This window comes from Nakamurella endophytica, assembly GCF_014646215.1.
Lineage (GTDB): Bacteria > Actinomycetota > Actinomycetes > Mycobacteriales > Nakamurellaceae > Nakamurella > Nakamurella endophytica.
In genome coordinates, this window is sequence record NZ_BMNA01000001.1 from 432490 (window position 1) to 450174 (window position 17685).

Consider the following 17685-nt stretch of genomic DNA (forward strand, 5'->3'; position numbering starts at 1 on the left):
CCCTGGGCCGACCCCAACCGGCGCGGCCCGTCGGACGAGGAAATGGATGCGACGCATGACGACTGTGACCGTGATCGGCTGCGGCTACCTGGGGGCCGTCCACGCGGCGTGCATGGCAGCGCTCGGGCACGACGTGACAGGCATCGACGTCGACGAACGCAAGATCGCCCAGCTGGCCGCCGGGCAGTCGCCGTTCTTCGAGCCGGAGTTCCCCGAGCTGCTGCAGTCCTCGCTCGCCTCCGGCCGGCTGCGCTTCTCGACCGACATGGCCGCCGCCGCCGGCAACAGGGTGCACTTCCTGTGCGTCGGTACCCCGCAGCGCAAGGGCGAGTACGCGGCCGACATGAAGTTCGTGGACGCGGCCATGCAGTCCCTGCTGCCGCACCTGTCGGACGGCGACCTCGTCGTCGGCAAGTCGACCGTCCCGGTGGGCACGGCCGCCCGGCTGGCCGATCTGGTCGACGAGGCCGGCAGCGGCGCGCTGCTGGCCTGGAACCCGGAGTTCCTCCGCGAGGGCTTCGCCGTGCAGGACACCCTGCACCCGGACCGGCTCGTCTACGGGCTGCCCGCGGGTGACGCCGGCAAGACCGCCAAGGACCTGCTCGACGAGGTGTACGCCACGCCGCTGTCCGACGGCACCCCGCTGGTCGTGGCCGACTACGCCACGGCCGAGCTGGTCAAGGTCGCGGCCAACTCCTTCCTGGCCACCAAGATCTCGTTCATCAACGCCATGGCCGAGGTCTGCGAGGCCACCGGCGCCGACGTCACCCTGCTGGCCGACGCGATCGGCCACGACACCCGCATCGGGCGGCGGTTCCTGAACGCCGGGCTGGGCTTCGGCGGCGGCTGCCTGCCCAAGGACATCCGGGCGTTCATGGCCCGCGCCGGCGAGCTCGGAGCCGACCAGGCCCTGGCCTTTTTGCGGGAGATCGACTCGATCAACCTGCGCCGCCGCGTGCGCATGGTCGACCTTGCCCGCGAAGTGTGCGGCGGGACGATCGTCGGCAAGCGGGTCGCCGTCCTCGGCGCGGCCTTCAAGCCGAACAGCGACGACATCCGCGACTCCCCCGCGCTCAACGTCGCGGCCCAGATGCAGCTGCAGGGTGCGTCCGTCGTGGTCACCGACCCGGAGGCGGTCGACAACGCCCGTCGGGCCTGGCCGGACCTGGCCTACGCGGACTCCATGACCGAAGCCGTCACCGGTGCGGACCTGGTCCTGGTGCTCACCGAGTGGCAGGAGTACCGCGACGCCGACCCCGAGGCGGTCGGCGAGCTGGTCGCGGCACGCCGCATGCTCGACGGGCGCAACGCCCTCGATCCCGCACGCTGGCGCGCGGCCGGCTGGACCTACCGCGCGCTGGGACGCCCGTGACCGATCCGCACCATCCGGGTCCCGCCTCACCGGGGGATCCGCCCGGCGACGACGCCGACACCGCACCGGGTCCGCCGAGAACGGGTCCGGCGCCGCGCCACGGCTCGGCGCCCACGGACGGCCCGGTCCCGCCGCGGCCGGACGCCCAGGGCCGGCCCGCCGGGACGCACCAGGCTCCGCCGGCCGGTGGCGCGCTGCCGCTCCGGCCGAACCGGCCGATTCCGGCCGACCCCGCGGCGCAGCGGCACCGGCCCGCCAGCCACCGGCTCGATCCGTCCGCGGCCGTGGGCCGGGCCGCCGCAGCGGCGAGGGCCGCCGCGGCCGGCCGTGCCGCGGCCGGCAGCACCGCAACGGGCAACACCGCAACCGGCAACACCGGTGGACCCGGGAGTACCGCGGACCCCGGCGCCCCCCGGTTCGAGGGCGCCCGACCGACGACCGGGGACGGACCGCCGGAAGGGCCGCCGGGCGCACCGGGCGACGGGCCGGCTGCCGTACCCGCCACAGGCGCCGGACCGCGTCGCACCGGCACCGCCGGCCCGGACCGGCCCGCGGTCCCGCCCGGCACGCACCCGCTCGCCGGTCCCCCGCCGGTGGAGCGCAGCCGCCCGCCCGGCCCCGATCACGGGATCACCGGCACGTCCCCCGGCCCGCTGCATCCCCCGGCCGAGCTCGTCTGCCGGGTGCGCCGGACGCACAGCGCGGCCTACCGGCGGCGCCGGCTCGTCGGCCGCGTCCTGCTCGGCGTCGGTGTGCTGGTGCTGCTGTTCGCCGGGTGGGTCGGCTGGCGCACCTACCAGGCCTACCGCGCGCTGTCCGACGCCGCGAACCAGGTCACCCAGCTGCAGGGATCGATCCGCGGTGTGGCGGACATCGACGTGCCGTCGGCCCGCGCCTCGGTGGCGGTGCTGCAGGACTCGTCCTCGGACGCGGTGTCGGCCACGTCCGACCCCTTCTACCGCGCCGCCACCGTGCTGCCGTGGGTCGGCCCGAACCTGTCGGCCATCCAGGGCATCGCGCAGACCGTGGACGGGTTGTCCCACACCACCGCACCCGCCCTGCTCGAGGCGGCCACGACCGTGACGCCGGCGGCGATGGTCCCGGTGAACGGTGCCATCCCGGTCGCCCCGCTGGTCGCCGCGAGCAACGACCTGCAGGCGGCCGACCGCGAGGTGTCCACGGCGCTGACCCGGATGACCGGCATCGACCGGTCCGGCCTCGTCGGACCCGTCGCGCAGGCCGTGGGACAGCTGCAGGACAAGCTCACCGACCTGCAGGGCACCACCGGCCCGGCGGCCCGCATCGCCCGCCTGGCGCCGGCCATGCTCGGAGCCGACGGCGCCCGCAGCTACCTGGTGGTCTTCCAGAACCTGGCCGAGCCGCGGGCCACCGGCGGGATCTTCGGGTCCTACGCGCGCCTGGTCGTCGACCACGGCGCGATCTCGGTGGCCGAGCAGGGTGCGTCGAGTCGCACACTCCCGGAGTTCGACCCGCCGCTGTCGCTGCCGCCGATCGTCTCCCGCACGCTGTACGGCGACCTGCCCGGCCGCTACCCCACCGACGTCAACCTGATGCCGGACTTCCCGACGGCGGCCCAGCTGTTCGCCCGGATGTACGCCGAGCGCAAGGGCGCGGCGGTGGACGGTGTGCTGGCGATCGATCCGGTGGCGCTGGGCTACATGCTGCAGGGCGCCGACCCGATCGACATCGGCCGCGGGCAGCAGCTGACGTCGTCGACCATCACCGAGATCCTGCTGTCCCGGGTCTACCAGCTGTTCCCGGAGCCGTCGGACGCACAGGCCCGGGATTCCTTCCTGTCCGCGGCCACCGCCAAGGCCTTCGAGGCGGTGACCCGGTCGCCGAACGACGCCTCCGCGGAGCTCCGCGGGCTGACCCGCGCCTCCGCCGAGGGCCGGCTGCTCCTCTGGAGTGCGCACCCGGCGGAGCAGCAGGACCTGGCGGCCACGGAGATCTCCGGCCAGCTCGGCGACGACTCGGCCGGTCCGACGGTCGGGGTCTTCCGCAACGACGCGACCGGGGCCAAGCTCGGCTTCTACGCCTCCGGCTCCGCCACCCTGGCCGCCGGCGCGTGCCAGGGCGCGGACCGCGTGCTGCAGCTGTCCGTCCCGATGTCCTCGAGCGCGCCGTCCAGCGGCCTGTCCGACTACGTCCTCGGGCTGGCCAAGGCCGGGGACTACGTGCTGCGCACCAACGTGCTGGTCGTCGCTCCGCTGGGCGCCGGCCTCGGGCAGGTGCAGGTCGACGGCCGGGCGGTGCCGGTGGCCCGGACGACGCAGGACGGTCGCGCGGTCGCCATGGTGACCGTCGAGCTGCCGCCCGGGTCCTCCGCCACGCTCACCGCCACGCTCACCCTGCGGGTCGCTCCCGGCACCACCGCGGCCCCGCGGGTGCTGCTGACGCCCGGCATCCAGACCTGGCGGACGACGGTCCAGCCGGCCGAGTCCTGCGGCTGACGGTCCAGCCGGCCGAGTCCTGCGGCTGAGGGGCACCGGCCCGGGGGTCACGGCCCGTGGGTCCGGCGCCAGGGCCGTCCGCCCACCCCCGGTCGGTCGCTGCGCTGGGTCACCGCGGTCGCCGGATCGGCCCCGCACCGGACGGCGCTTGCCCGACCGCGGTGGACGGTGCGCCCGCTGGGCGCGCACACCGAGTGACAGGTTCACCCGACCGGGCGTACCAGGGACGTGGAGCGGTCAGGTCCAGCCGTGTAGTCTGACCGCGCTGGAGATCGGGGTCTCGGCACCTGTACATCCGTCGTCGCCGGGCGCAGTCGCGTCCGACCCGTGAGGAGCACGCCATGATCCGCCGGATCTCCGCCGTCGTCACCCTGGCCCTGGCCACCCTGCTGCTGTCCGTCGGCGTCGCCTCTGCCCAGGACTACGTGCCGGCGCCGGTCGGGCCGTCCGACAACTCCGCCGTCGTCCAGGACGTCAGCGGCACGACCGCGGGACAGTCGCTGTCCTACACGGGCGCCGGCTTCAACCTCGGTCTCGCCATCACCATCGGCGTGCTCGTGGTGCTGGTGGGCGCGGCGCTCGTCGTCGTCGGCACCCGCCTGTCCCGCCGCACCTCCGCTCGCTGACCCTGCCGCGGGTCCGGTGCCCGCACGCCCGGTCGCACGGTCGAGGCCCCGCACCTGTCGGTGCGGGGCCTTCGCCGTCCCGGGGCAGGGCGCTCAGCCGGCCAGCACCGGGGACCGCAGCGCCTCGAGGACCTGGGCGCAGTAGTCGAGCAGCGGCTGGTCCCGCAGCGGTGCCGCGCCCATCCGGCCGCCCTCCACCGGCGGCCGCAGCGTCAGGGTGTGGGTGTTCTCCCGGTAGCGGGCGCCGGGGTGGGTGCGGATGATCCGCATCTGGGCCGACTCGGCCAGCTCGACCGGCGAGAACCGCAGGCCCTGCGGCCCCAGGACGACCTCCGTGACGCCGGCCGCCCTGGCCCGCTGCCGGAACGCGGCCACGGCGAGCAGCCGCTCGACGTCGTCGGGGACCGGCCCGTACCGGTCGGCGAGCTCCGCCCGCACCGACTCCAGGTCCTCCTCGCCGGTGGCGGCGGCGATCTTCCGGTAGGCGTCCAGCCGCAGCCGCTCGCCGGGGATGTACTCGTGCGGGATGCTCGCGTCCACCGGCAGTTCCACCCGGACCTCGGCCGGCTCCTCCTCCACGCCCTCGGCGGCCGTCGCCCCGGCCGCCTTCTTGAACGCCGTGACCGCCTCACCCACCAGCCGCACGTACAGGTCGAAGCCGACCCCGGCGATGTGGCCGCTCTGCTCCGCGCCGAGGATGCTGCCAGCGCCGCGGATCTCGAGGTCGCGCATGGCGACCGCCATGCCGGCACCCAGGTCCGAGTTCTGCGCGATGGTGGCCAGCCGGTCGTGCGCCGTCTCGGTCAGCGGTTTCTCGGCGGGATACAGGAAGTAGGCGTACCCGCGTTCCCGCGAGCGCCCGACACGACCGCGGAGCTGGTGCATCTGGGACAGCCCGAGGATCTCGGCGTGGTCCACGATCAGGGTGTTCGCGTTGCTGATGTCCAACCCGGTCTCGACGATCGTGGTGCAGACCAGCACGTCGAAGCTGCGGTCCCAGAAGCCGTTGATCACCCGCTCCAGCGCGTCCTCGCCCATCTGGCCGTGCGCCACGGCGACCCTGGCCTCGGGCACGGCCTCGCGGATCCGGGCGGCGACCCGTTCGATGTCGGCCACCCGGTTGTGCACGAAGAACACCTGCCCGTCGCGCAGCAGCTCCCGCCGGATCGCCGCGCCGACCAGCTTGTCGTCGTAGGCGCCGACGTAGGTCAGGATCGGGTGCCGCTCCTCCGGCGGAGTGGCGATCGTCGACATCTCGCGGATGCCGGCCAGGCTCATCTCGAGCGTGCGCGGGATGGGCGTCGCCGACATGGTCAACATGTCGACGTGCGCGCGCATGGCGGTGATGTGCTCCTTGTGCTCGACGCCGAAGCGCTGCTCCTCGTCGACGATCACCAGCCCCAGGTCCTTGAAACGCACCGACGGCTGCAGCAGGCGGTGGGTGCCGATCACGATGTCCACCGTGCCGTCGGCGAGACCCTTGATGGTCTCGGTGGCCTCGGCGTCCGACGTGAACCGGGACAGCCCCCGGATGGTGACGGGGAAGGACGCCATGCGCTCGCCGAACGTCGAGAGGTGCTGCTGGGCGAGCAGTGTCGTCGGGACGAGGACGACGACCTGCTTGCCGTCCTGCACCGCCTTGAAGGCGGCGCGCACCGCGATCTCGGTCTTGCCGTAGCCGACGTCTCCGGAGATCACCCGGTCCATCGGGGCCGGCTTCTCCATGTCCGACTTGACCTCGTCGATGGCGGCCAGCTGGTCCGGCGTCTCGGTGAACGGGAAGGCTCCCTCCAGCTCGCGCTGCCAGGGGGTGTCCGGACCGAAGGCGTGACCGGGCGCGGACGCCCGCGCCGCGTAGACCTGCACCAGCTTGGCGGCGATCTGCCGGACGGCCTTGCGCGCGCGGCCCTTGGTCTTCGCCCAGTCGGCACCGCCGAGCTTGTTCAGCGTCGGGACCTCGCCGCCGACGTACTTGGACAGCTGGTCCAGGGCGTCGGTCGGCACGAAGAGCCGGTCGCCGGGCTGGTTGCGCTTGCTCGGCGCGTACTCCACCACCAGGTACTCGCGGGTCGCCCCGCCGCTGGTGCGGGAGACGAGGTCGACGTACTTGCCGATGCCGTGCTGGCTGTGCACGACGTAGTCGCCGGGGGTCAGCGCCACCGGGTCGATGGCGTTGCGGCGGCGCGACGGCATCTTGGTGGCGGCGCCGGGGACCGCGCCCCCGCGGTTGCCGGTCAGGTCCGTCTCCGTGATGACGGCCACGCCGGATCCGGCCAGCACGAACCCGTCCTCCAGCCGGCCGCGGGCCACCGTCACTACGGCGGCGGCCGGAGGGTGCAGCATCGGGTCGGCGGCCGCGGTGACCGACAGCCCGGCCTCGGCGATCTGCTCCACGGCGCGCTCCGCCGTGCCCGCACCGGGGACCACGACGACCGTCGCCCCGCCGGCGGCCGACCGGTCCCGCGCCTGGTTCATCGCGGACGCCAGGTCTCCGCGGTAGGACGGGGCCGGCAGCGCCGGCGGCTCGCCGGCCTCCGCCGCGGCCGCACCGGCACCGGCGCTGCCGTCGGTGGCCGCCGCGTTGTCGGTCGGGACGTCGACGCCGAAGGACCCGATGCGCCACAGCGGCAGGTCGGCGTCCCGGACGGCGTCCTGCACCTCGCCGAGCGTGCGGTACGCGGACTCGGCCAGGTCGATCGGTGCGCGCCCGCCGGACGCGGCCGCCATCCACGAGGCGGCGAGGAACTCGGCGCCGGTGCGCACCAGGTCGTCGGCGCGGGTGCGGATCCGCTCCGGGTCGGCCAGCAGCACGTGGGTGCCCGGCAGCAACAGCTCGGACAGCAGGACCAGCCGTCCCGGCAGCAGCACCGGGATCAGCGCCTCCATGCCCTCGACGGCGATGCCCTCGGCCAGGTTGCCGAGCATCTCGGCGAGGGTCGGGTCGCCGGTGCCCTCCGCGGACAGCGTCGCCGCCCGCTCCCGCACCTCGGCGGTCAGCAGGATCTCCCGGCAGGCCGGTGCGTCCAGCACCTCCACGCGGTCCAGCGACCGCTGGTCGGTGACGGCGAACCGCCGGATGTCGGACACCTCGTCGCCGAAGAACTCGATGCGGCTGGGGTGGTCGTCGGTCGGCGGGAAGACGTCGAGGATGCCGCCCCGCACGGCCATCTCGCCGCGCTTCTCCACCATGTCGACACGGCTGTAGGCCAGCTCGGCGAGCCGCTCGACCAGCTCGGTGAGGTCGACCCAGTCGCCGACCCGGACGGACACCGGCACGATGTCGCCGAGTCCCGGAGCCATCGGCTGGATCATCGAGCGGATCGTCGTCACCACGACCGCCGGGGCGCCCGCCGGATGCTGGTCCGGGTGCGCGAGCCGGCGCAGCGTCGACAGCCGGCGGCCGACCGTGTCCGACCGCGGCGAGAGTCGCTCGTGCGGCAACGTCTCCCACGACGGGAAGAGCGTCACCCGGTCGGCGCCGATCAGGTCCGCCACCGCGGCCGTCGCCACCTCGGCCTCCCGGCCCGTGGCCGTGACGAGCAGCACCGGCACGCCGGCCCCGCCGCGTCCGGTGTCGCGGGCCAGGGCGGCGGCCAGGAAGGGCCGCAGACCGGCCGGCGCGGTCATCCGATGGCGCGGTGTCCCCGCCGCCTCCACGGTGGCGGTGACGAACGGGTCGGTCAGGACACCGTCGAGCAGCCCGCTCAGCGGCGCGATGTCGGACATGGTGGTTCCCTCCACGATCGGCGCGCGAGGAGCCGGCACGCCACCCGCCGGGGGCAGCGCGCCGGCCGGGGTGGTCCCCGGCGCACGCACACAAGCCCCCCACCGATCTCGGAGGGGGGTTGTGGCATCCACGCTACCCGCGGGGACCGACAGCGGTCACCGTCGCGCCACCGGGAGGACGGCGGCCACAGCCGCGCGGACCGCCGCCGCGGTGGGCGTGCCTGGGGCGGCGGTCAGTGCCCCATCTCGCCGGCGGTGGCCTGGATCCGCGCCAACCGCTGGGCATTGGGCCAGCGGACCTTGGTGGCCCAGCCGAACCGCTCGAAGAACCAGATGGCCCGGGCGGAGATGTCCAGCTGGCCACGGAGCACGCCGTGCCGGGCGCAGGTCGGGTCGGCGTGGTGCAGGTTGTGCCAGGACTCGCCGAAGGACAGCAACGCCAGCGGCCAGAAGTTGGCGGACCGGTCGCGGGCGGAGAACGGCCGCTCGCCGATCATGTGGCAGATCGAGTTCACCGACCAGGTGACGTGGTGCAGCAGCGCGATGCGGACCAGGCCGGCCCAGAAGAACGCGGTCAGCGCGCCCTGCCAGGACCAGGTGACCAGCCCGCCGACCAGACCGGGGCCGAAGATGGACACCAGCGTCCAGACCCAGAAGATGCGGTCCTGCCGGACGATGTCCCGGTCGGCGAGCAGGTCGGGCGCGAAGCGCTCCTGGTTGGTGTTGTCCCGGTGGAACAGCCAACCCATGTGCGCGTGCCAGAACCCCCGCGCCAGCGCCGGGACGGACGTGCCGAACATCCACGGCGAGTGCGGGTCGCCCTCGCGGTCCGAGAAGGCGTGGTGCCGCCGGTGGTCGGCCACCCAGATGATGACCGGCCCCTGCACGGCCATCTGGCCGGCGATGGCGAGCAGCACCTTCAGCGGGCGGTTGGCCTTGAAGGCGCCGTGCGTGAAGTAGCGGTGGAAGCCGACCGTCACGCCCATGCCCGAGATGACGTAGAAGACGAAGGCGATCGCGATGTCGGTCCAGCCCAGCCCCCAGCCCCACGCGAACGGCACCGCCACCACGACGGCCAGCAGGGGCAGCAGGACGAAGCCGAACACCGCCAGCTGGGCGGGCAGACCACGCCGGCCGGACACCATCGGCTTGGCCCCCGCACGGGCGGCCGGCCGCTCCTCGGGGACCGCTGCGGTCGCTCTCGGCGCGGAGGGTGCGGCACGGCCGGCCCGGGGGTCGGCGACAGCGGTCTCGGGAGGGGTCACGGTGCTCTTCTCTGGTCGTGGGCCGACCCCGGCGTTCCCGAGCGGGAACGGACCGGCGGTCGACCCGCGGCAACGGGCGATGTCGACGCTACCGGGCTGAAGGCCCCGACGGAACGGCTCGAGTGAGGACCGCCTTACCTGGTGAGCCGGGGACGCGGTCCGATGCACGTCGCAGCCGCGGTCGGCGTCACCTCCCGCGACCGTTCGGCGCACGTCGAGGGTGGCCCCGGACCGGCCGTGGCGCCCTTCCCGGACCCTCCGTCGCCGGGCGCCTCGCGCCCGGCTGCGTGCGATGATGGGCCGGCCATCCGCCGTGGTGTAACGGCAGCACCTCGGATTTTGGTTCCGATGGTTCAGGTTCGAATCCTGGCGGCGGAGCGCGCGGCCGGACCCCGGGGGCCGTCCGGCCCGGGTGACTAGCATGCAGTCGGTCGCAGGACACCGTCGCGCCGCGGTCCGCCGCAGGGGTGGGGGTCGCGCCGCCGCCCGACCGGAGAGGATGCCCGTGCCCGACGACCCGTCGACCGCCGGATCGCCCACCCGCACCCCGGCGATCGCCGCGGTGGTGGTCCTCGCAGCCGGCGCCGGGACCCGGATGCGGTCCGAACTGCCCAAGGTCCTGCACCCGATCGCCGGTCGACCGCTGCTCTGGCACGCCCTGACCGCGGCCGGCGCTCTCGGGCCCCGGGAGCTGGTGGCCGTCGTCGGCCACGGCCGTGAGCAGGTCGCCGCCTACCTGGACGCGCACCACCCCGAGGTGCGCCAGGCCGTCCAGGACCGGCAGCTGGGCACCGGGCATGCGGTGGCGGCGGCGCTGGGCGACACCGTCCCGGACGGGGTCGTCCTGGTCACCTACGGCGACGTGCCGCTGCTGACCCCCGAGACGCTGCGGCTGCTGGTCGACGCGCACGCCGAGCAGCACAACGCCGTCACCGTCCTCACCGCCCGCGTTCCCGACCCGTCCGGCTACGGGCGCATCGTCCGGGACGCGGGCGGCGGCGTCCGCGCCATCGTCGAGCACCGCGACGCCGACGAGTCGCAGCGGGCCATCGACGAGATCAACTCGGGCGTCTACGCCTTCGACGGGGCCGTGCTGGCCGGCGCGCTCCCGCGGCTGACGGCGGGCAACGCCGCGGGCGAGCGGTACCTGACCGACGTCGTGTCGGTCGCCGTCGACGACGGTCGCCGGGTCGGCGCAGTGATCGCACCGGACCCGACCGAGACCGAGGGCGTCAACGACCGGGTGCAGCTGGCCGCCCTGGCGCGGCGGCTCAACGACCGACTCGTCCGCCAGGCGCAGCTGGCCGGCGTCACGGTGCTCGACCCCGCGACCACCTGGCTGCACGCCGACGTCCGGCTGGAGCCGGACACCACCCTGCTCCCCGGCACGTCGCTGGAGGCGGGGACCACCGTCGCGACCGGCGCCACCGTCGGCCCGGACAGCACGCTGTCCGCATGCCGCGTCGGCGAGGGCGCCACCGTGACCCGGTCGCACTGCATCGAGGCCGAGATCGGGCCGGGAGCCACCGTCGGCCCGTGGACCTACCTGCGGCCCGGCAGCGTGCTCGGGGCCGACAGCAAGGTCGGCGCGTTCGTCGAGGTCAAGAAGTCGACGGTGGGTGCCGGGGCGAAGGTGCCCCACCTGTCCTACGTCGGCGACGCCGAGATCGGCCCGGGCTCGAACATCGGCGCCGGCGTCATCACCGCCAACTACGACGGCGTGGCCAAGCACCGCACCGTCGTCGGCAGCGAGGCCTTCGTCGGCACGGACAGCACCCTGGTGGCGCCGGTCACCATCGGCGACGGTGCCTACGTCGCAGCGGGTTCCACCGTCACCGACGACGTGGCCGCGGGCGACCTCGGCATCGCCCGCGGGCGCCAGGCCGGGATCCCCGGCTGGGTCCTGCGCAAGCGGGCCGGTACCGCGGCGGACCGGGCGGCGCGCCGCGCCGGCGCCACCGACGATCCACCCGGCGAGCACCGCGACACGGCGGACCGACCCGACAGCGCCGAGGGGGCCTGCTCGTGAACTCGCTCTCCACCACGACCCGCAAGTCGATGATGCTGTTCTCCGGCCGCGGGTACCTGGAGCTGGCCCAGGAGGTGGCCAAGGAGCTCGACGTCGAGATCACGCCGCAGTCGCTCTACGACTTCGCCAACGGCGAGATCTTCGTGCGGCCCGAACAGTCCGTGCGCGGCACCGACGCGTTCGTCATCCAGTCCTGCGGCGCGGGCATCAACACCTGGGTGATGGAGACCCTGATCATGATCGACGCCTTGAAACGGGCGTCGGCCAAGCGGATCACCGTCGTGCTGCCCTTCTACCCGTACGCCCGGCAGGACAAGAAGCACCGCGGCCGCGAGCCGATCTCCGCCCGGCTGGTCGCCGACCTGCTCAAGACCGCCGGCGCCCACCGGTTGATGACCGTGGACCTGCACACCGACCAGGTGCAGGGCTTCTTCGACGGACCGGTGGACCACCTGTTCGCGCAACCCCTGCTGACCGACTACATCTCGCGCTCCTACGGCGGCGAGCCGCTGACCGTGGTCTCCCCCGACGCCGGCCGGGTCCGCACGGCCGAGCGCTGGTCGAACCGGCTGGGCGGCACCCCGATCGCGTTCATCCACAAGACCCGCGACCCCAGCCGGCCCAACCAGGTCGTCGCCAACCGCGTCGTCGGCGACGTCGCCGACCGGACCTGCATCGTGGTCGACGACATGATCGACACCGGCGGCACCATCGCCAAGGCCGTGCGCCAGGTGCTCGAGGCGGGCGCCCGGAAGGTGATCGTCGCGGCCACCCACGGGGTGCTGTCCGACCCCGCCGCCGAGCGGCTGAGCACCTGCGGGGCCGTCGAGGTCGTGCTCACCAACACCCTCGCCATCCCGCCGGCCCACCGCTTCGAGCAGCTGAGCGTGCTGTCCATCGCGCCGTTGCTGGCCAAGGCCATCTACGAGGTCTTCGAGGACGGGTCGGTCACCTCGCTGTTCGACGTCTGAACCGCCCGACCCCGGCACGACCGGGTTGCCGGCCGCCGCACCGTCCGGCAGCGTTGTCCGCGACCCATGACGACGACGCCGGGAGGCCGGCGCCGACGTGCCGGTGATGCTGCGGGACACCGCTGCGTCGCGGTCCTCTCTGCGCTACCTGGCCGGCGCCGCGGCCCAGCAGAGCTGGGTCGCCCTCGGCGGTTTCACCTCCGTCAACCGCAGCGTGCCCTCGACCGCCGACCCGGACCCGGTGGCCAGGACGGTCACCCGGCAACTCACCGAGGCGACCGTCGTCCGCTTCGGAGCCGGCGACTCGATGCCCGCAGCGGTGCAGCGGGCCTGGTGGGCGGCGATGCTCGAGCTCGTCCGGGCTCCCGGCTCCGTGCCCGCGGTACTGCTGCGGATGACCGAGGTCGCCGCCGCCGCGCACTGACCGATCGACCGTCCCGGCCTCCCGTGCGGGGCTCGACCCGTGCTGCGCGCTGCCGTCCGCATCCGCCGCGGGCGACCGGCTCGCACCTCCCCCCGACCGGCCCGGAAGTCAAGATGTTTGCGAATGCGGACCGCCGTACAGCAGGATGTTGTCCTGACAGGCTCTCGGGCAGGAAATCTTTGGTCGACGGAGGTCATCGTGTCGCTGTTCCCCGCCGTGCTGATCCGGGACGACCACGCGTCGCTGCCCGCCGCTGCGCCGCAGGCCCTGCTCGCTCTCGGTGGCATCGCGGCCGGTAGCGCTGCGGACGCCGACGTCGTGCTGGTCGCCGCCGGGTCACCGCTGCCCCCGGACCTGCCGGCCGACGCCGGCGTCGTCGCGCTCTGCGACGCCTCGCTGCACCCCTCGGTGGCGACACTGCTCACCGACGTAGGGATCTCGGTGTCGGGGACGGCCGCGTCGGGTCCGGTGCAGCCCGCTCCGCCCACGGCGGCCGGTCCCGGCCTGCTGCTCGACGAGGACGGCGACGCTCCCCACGAGGACCTGGTGGCCCGGGTCGACACCGCCGGCCTCCGGGCCGTCGGCACGTTGCGGGTCGAGGGCCCGGCCCGGGCGCTCCTGCAGAACTCCGGCGGAGGGGTCGTCGCCGCGCAGGCCGCGGCGGGCCGGCGTGTCGTCGCGGTGGCCGTCGACCCGGACGGAGCCGGCCCGTTGCTGGCCGCCGCGGTCACCGGCGCCGCCCGGCGACCCGAGCGGACCCGTCGCCGGGATGCCGCCGTCACCCGCCATCCGGCGTGGCTGACCCTCAAGGAAGCCGTGTGCCGGCTGCGCGAGCTGCAGGCCGCCGACGGGTCCGTCCCGGACGCCGACACGCACGCCACCGCCCGCTCCCTGGTCGGCACGGCCGCGGCGGCGATCGACGAGCTGGCGCCGCGGTTCCCGCACGACGCGGACTACCTGTCGGGCGTGGTCAAGGACCTGCAGCGGTGGGCGGACGACGGTTTCGGCGTCCCCGACTTCCTGGACTCGCTGGAGGCGTTCCACCCGGAGCGGCAGCGCGTCGACGGGCTGCAGCACCTGGTGGTCTTCCCGATGTATACCCAGAACGGCAACCCGGACCGCAATCTCGAGGCGGTCCTGGTCGAGGTCGTCTGGCCGGACTTCGTCGCCGAGCTCGAGGCCGGCGACTACTCCAACGCCATGTTCGTGCCGATCCGCTTCCTGGACTTCACGCCCGGCTACGACACCAATTCCGCCGTGCTGTTCCCGGAAACCATTGCCATGCGCCACGTCCCGGCCTTCTCCTGGGGAGCGATCTTCGCCGACCGGGAGGCCGCGAGGTTCCGCGCCGTCGTCGCCGCCGCGGCCCGCACCACGCGGCTCGACCTCCCGCCGGACGCCGCCCGGCTCGTCGCCGACCAGGAACTGGCCGAGCAGACGTTCGTGCTGTGGGACATGATCCACGACCGCACCCACATGCACGGCGACCTCCCGTTCGACCCGTTCATGATCAAGCAGCGGATGCCGTACTTCCTGTACGCCCTCGAGGAGCTGCGCTGCGACCTGACCGCGTTCCGCGAGTGCGTCGAGCTGGAGCGGCGGGGCGGGGTCCCGCAGGCCCGGCTGGTGCAGTACGCGGTGCTCTTCGACCGCATCTTCCGGTTCGCCGTCACCGGGACCCGGGTCCGCAACTACGACGGGCTCGGCGGTCAGCTGCTGTTCGCCTGGCTGCACCAGCACCACGTGCTGCACTGGACCGACAACCGGCTCACCGTCGACTGGTCCGCGGTCACCGAGCCCGTGCTCGAACTGGGTCGCCGCATCGAGGACCTGTACTGGCGGTCCATCGACCGGCCCAAGGTCGCGCACTGGCTCGCCGCCTACGAGCTCGTCGCCGGGACGCTGACGCCGCACCCGGCGTCCCGGTGGGCGCAGGGCCCGTCGGCCCTGCCGCTGGACGGACCGCCCAAGGGACTCACGGACGCCGTGCTGCCGGACGAGTTCCCGCTGTCGATGTTCTACGAGGCGTTGCAGCGCAAGCTGTCCCCGGTCGTCCAGGCGACCGCGGGGATCACCGGCTGACCGGCTCCCCGGGGTGGCGTCCGTCACCCGCCGGCCGGGCACGGGCACGGCGGTCCTGCGCAGGCTGAAAGACTGGTCCGGTGAACCGACTCCATGACACCGAGCGCCGCGGGTTCGCGTCCGACAACTACGCCGGCGTCCACCCCGAGGTGCTCACCGCACTGTCCGAGGCCAACGGCGGCCACACCATCGCCTACGGCGAGGACCCGTACACCGAGGCGCTGCAGACAGTCCTGCGTCGCCACTTCGGCGAGGGCACCACGGGCTTCCCCGTGTTCAACGGCACCGGCGCCAACGTCCTGTCGCTGCAGGCCCTGCTGCCGCCCTGGGGCGCCGTGGTCTGCGCGGAGACGGCGCACATCAACACCGACGAGAACGCGGCGCCGGAGCGGGTGGCCGGGCTCAAGCTGCTCACCGTGCCGACCCCGGACGGCAAGCTCACCCCGGAGCTGATCGACCGGCAGGCGTGGGGCTGGGGCGACGAGCACCGCGCCCAGCCGGCCGCCGTGTCGATCACCCAGACCACCGAGCTCGGCACCGCCTACACGGCGCAGGAGATCCGGGCGATCGCCGACCACGCGCACGCCCGCAGAATGGCCCTGCACCTCGACGGTGCCCGGCTGGCCAACGCGGCCGCCTCGCTGGACCTGCCGCTGCGCGCCTTCACCACCGACGCCGGGGTCGACGTGCTGTCCTTCGGCGGCACCAAGAACGGCCTGATGATGGGTGAGGCCGTGGTCGTGCTGCCGCAGGGCCACCTGCCCGCCGCGGACCCGGCCGGCGCCGGCGCGGGCACGCCGCTGTCCCCGGACGCGGCCGCCAGCGGCGTCCCCGGAGCCGGCGCGCCGATCGCCTCGGCCACCGTCCGCTCCGCGCTGCCCTACCTGCGCAAGATGAACATGCAGCTGGCCTCCAAGCTGCGGTTCGTCTCGGCGCAGCTGCTGGCCCTGCTGGAGGGCGACCTGTGGCTGCGGTCGGCGCGGCACGCCAATGCGATGGCGCAGCGGCTCGCCGAGGGCGTGCAGGGCCTGGACGGCGTCCGGCTCACCCAGCAGGTCCAGTCCAACGCGGTGTTCGCGGTGCTCGACCGCGGGGTCGCGGACGCGCTGCGGCAGCGCTTCCGGTTCTACGACTGGAACCCGGCCACCGGCGAGGTCCGCTGGATGTGCGCCTGGGACACCACCGAGGCGGACGTCGACGCGTTCGTGGCGGCCCTCAAGGAGCTGCTCGCCGCCCGCTGACGGACCGGCGGCCGGCGGACCGGTGGCGGCCGGCGCCTGCCCGGCCGTGCCGTCCGACCGGTCGGCCCGGGCACCGGCCCTCCACGGACGCCGATGACAACGGATCGGACACCACGCCCCCGGATGTCGGTGCCGCGTGGGAGCATCGTCGCGCCGCCGGGCAGTCGCCCGCGCGTCCCCCGGACCCAGAGGTGCACGTGATCCCACGGCGGCCGTCCCGTTCCCCGTTCGACGCGGCTCCGCGGCGCTCCGCAGCTGCAGTCGTGGTCGTGGCGGCGGTGACGCTGCTCGGCCTGCTCGCCACCGGCCCGGCGGCCGCGGACACCGGCACCCCGACCGCCGGCCCGCTGCCGGGTGTCCCGGCGACCGGCAGCTCCCCGTCGGCGTCGTGGACCGTGAACCCGGCCGGCCACGCCGACGGAAGCCCGGCCGCCGCCGGCGCCACGGGGACCTCGGCACCGGCGAGGGCCTCCGCAGCGCCGCGCGCCGCAGCACCGCAGGCCGCAGCACCGCAGGCCGCAGCACCGCAGGCCACCGCCGCCACGGTTGCCGTCACCTCCGGCACCCCGGTCAGCCGGTGGGGGTCGGCGGTCCGGATCTGGATCACCGTCCGCGCCGGACGGGCAGCCGCCGCCGGTGCGGTGGTCCACGTCAGCTACCCGGGCGTCAAGGCCGACCTGCGGACCGACGGCACCGGCCGGCTGACGCTGGTCATCCCCGGAGGCCGGCTCGGGGTGGGCACGTCCGAGGTGATGGCGAGCGTCCGGGCGCCTTACACCGCCGCACCGGGCCGACTCCGGCTGTCGGTGCTCCGCCGCGCCAGCACGGTGTCCGTCGGCGCGGTGCGCGCCGGCTACGGGAGCGCGGCGCGGCTGACCGCCGTCGTCCGGGTGCCCGGCGTCTCCGCCCGCATCGCCGGCCAGGCCAAGCTGGACGTCGACGGCCGCTCCGTCGCGCTCTCCACGGTGGCGGCCGACGGTCGCGTCGCCTTCGCGGTCCCGGCCGCGCGAGTGGGCGTGCACAGTGCCGGCGTCACGTTCTACCCCGCCGCCGGTGGTGTCGCGGCACGCAGCCGTGGCGTCGCCCGGCTCACCGTGGTCCGTGCCGCCCCCCGCTGGGCGGTGCAGCCGCCGGCCGGGCGGCCGGCGTTCGGGTCGGTGGCGACCGTCCGGTTCACCCTGCGACCCCCGGCAGCGGCGCCGGCCGGGCGCCCGGGCGGAACGGTCGTGCTGCGGGACGGCCGGACGCTGCTGGGCAGCGCCGCCGTCCACGGGACCGCGGCCGTGTCCTTCCGGGTGCGGGTCTCGCCGGGCGTCCGGACGCTGACCGCCACCTACTCCGGCGACGCCAACCTGACGCCGTCGCGCACGACCTTCCGGCTGGGCGTGGTCCGTGCCGCGCCCTCGGTGACCGTGTCGGCGCCGGCCACCGCGGCCAGCGGCACCACCAGCACGGTGCAGGTCCGGGTCGGCGGC

Annotated in this window: 11 protein-coding genes and 1 tRNA gene; 10 read left to right on the plus strand and 2 right to left on the minus strand. The window is 74.6% G+C overall.

All coding sequences use genetic code 11. The features are described from left to right. Nucleotides 1–55: 55 nt before the first annotated feature. The 3 genes from IEY37_RS01900 to IEY37_RS01910 all read left to right on the plus strand — a co-directional run bounded on the left by IEY37_RS01900 (nucleotide 56) and on the right by IEY37_RS01910 (nucleotide 4472). On the plus strand, nucleotides 56–1372 hold the full coding sequence (locus IEY37_RS01900; protein WP_188939789.1) for a UDP-glucose dehydrogenase family protein: 1317 nt from the start codon (nucleotides 56–58) through the stop codon (nucleotides 1370–1372). A 593-nt stretch (nucleotides 1373–1965) separates the two neighbouring features. Beyond that, the gene (locus IEY37_RS01905; protein WP_188939790.1) at nucleotides 1966–3846 is read left to right on the plus strand and encodes a DUF4012 domain-containing protein; all 1881 of its coding nucleotides are present in this window, start codon (nucleotides 1966–1968) and stop codon (nucleotides 3844–3846) included. Nucleotides 3847–4187: 341 nt separating this feature from the next. Continuing rightward, nucleotides 4188–4472 carry a hypothetical protein gene (locus IEY37_RS01910; RefSeq protein ID WP_188939791.1) on the plus strand — a complete coding sequence of 95 codons (285 nt, stop codon included), beginning with the start codon at nucleotides 4188–4190 and terminating at the stop codon, nucleotides 4470–4472. Between the two features lie 93 nt (nucleotides 4473–4565). Here the strand turns inward: IEY37_RS01910 and mfd are convergent, their stop codons facing one another. Together mfd and IEY37_RS01920 are read right to left on the minus strand one after the other, a co-directional pair. Next, nucleotides 4566–8198 (minus strand): transcription-repair coupling factor, encoded by a 3633-nt coding sequence (mfd, locus tag IEY37_RS01915; protein ID WP_188939792.1) that lies wholly within the window; start codon nucleotides 8196–8198, stop codon nucleotides 4566–4568. Between the two features lie 233 nt (nucleotides 8199–8431). After that, nucleotides 8432–9343 (minus strand): acyl-CoA desaturase, encoded by a 912-nt coding sequence (locus IEY37_RS01920; protein ID WP_188940152.1) that lies wholly within the window; start codon nucleotides 9341–9343, stop codon nucleotides 8432–8434. Between the two features lie 427 nt (nucleotides 9344–9770). Between IEY37_RS01920 and IEY37_RS01925 the strand changes: the two genes are divergently transcribed. From IEY37_RS01925 to IEY37_RS01955, 7 genes are all read left to right on the plus strand, one after another. Then, nucleotides 9771–9841: transfer RNA gene (locus tag IEY37_RS01925), tRNA-Gln, on the plus strand. A 121-nt stretch (nucleotides 9842–9962) separates the two neighbouring features. After that, the gene (glmU, locus tag IEY37_RS01930) at nucleotides 9963–11492 is read left to right on the plus strand and encodes a bifunctional UDP-N-acetylglucosamine diphosphorylase/glucosamine-1-phosphate N-acetyltransferase GlmU (protein WP_188939793.1); all 1530 of its coding nucleotides are present in this window, start codon (nucleotides 9963–9965) and stop codon (nucleotides 11490–11492) included. After that, nucleotides 11489–12463 carry a ribose-phosphate diphosphokinase gene (locus IEY37_RS01935; RefSeq protein ID WP_188939794.1) on the plus strand — a complete coding sequence of 325 codons (975 nt, stop codon included), beginning with the start codon at nucleotides 11489–11491 and terminating at the stop codon, nucleotides 12461–12463. The genes glmU and IEY37_RS01935 overlap by 4 nt, the downstream gene beginning before the upstream one ends. A 106-nt stretch (nucleotides 12464–12569) precedes the next feature. After that, entirely contained in the window at nucleotides 12570–12887 is a 318-nt protein-coding gene (locus tag IEY37_RS01940) for a hypothetical protein (protein WP_188939795.1), read from the plus strand. 711 nt (nucleotides 12888–13598) lie between these two features. After that, entirely contained in the window at nucleotides 13599–14969 is a 1371-nt protein-coding gene (locus tag IEY37_RS01945) for a DUF6421 family protein (RefSeq protein WP_373298241.1), read from the plus strand. A gap of 80 nt (nucleotides 14970–15049) precedes the next feature. Beyond that, the gene (locus IEY37_RS01950) at nucleotides 15050–16210 is read left to right on the plus strand and encodes a threonine aldolase family protein (protein ID WP_188939796.1); all 1161 of its coding nucleotides are present in this window, start codon (nucleotides 15050–15052) and stop codon (nucleotides 16208–16210) included. Between the two features lie 269 nt (nucleotides 16211–16479). Further along, the coding region (locus IEY37_RS01955; RefSeq protein ID WP_229673570.1) for an Ig-like domain repeat protein at nucleotides 16480–17685 on the plus strand (1206 nt) is incomplete at its 3' end.

Coding starts and splice junctions, on each gene's coding strand:
- IEY37_RS01900 (WP_188939789.1), top strand. CDS start 56: ATGACGACTGTGACCGTGATCGGCTGCGGCTACCTGGGGGCCGTCCAC.
- IEY37_RS01910 (WP_188939791.1), top strand. CDS start 4,188: ATGATCCGCCGGATCTCCGCCGTCGTCACCCTGGCCCTGGCCACCCTG.
- mfd (WP_188939792.1), bottom strand. CDS start 8,198: ATGTCCGACATCGCGCCGCTGAGCGGGCTGCTCGACGGTGTCCTGACC.
- IEY37_RS01920 (WP_188940152.1), bottom strand. CDS start 9,343: ATGGTGTCCGGCCGGCGTGGTCTGCCCGCCCAGCTGGCGGTGTTCGGC.
- glmU (WP_188939793.1), top strand. CDS start 9,963: ATGCCCGTGCCCGACGACCCGTCGACCGCCGGATCGCCCACCCGCACC.
- IEY37_RS01940 (WP_188939795.1), top strand. CDS start 12,570: ATGCTGCGGGACACCGCTGCGTCGCGGTCCTCTCTGCGCTACCTGGCC.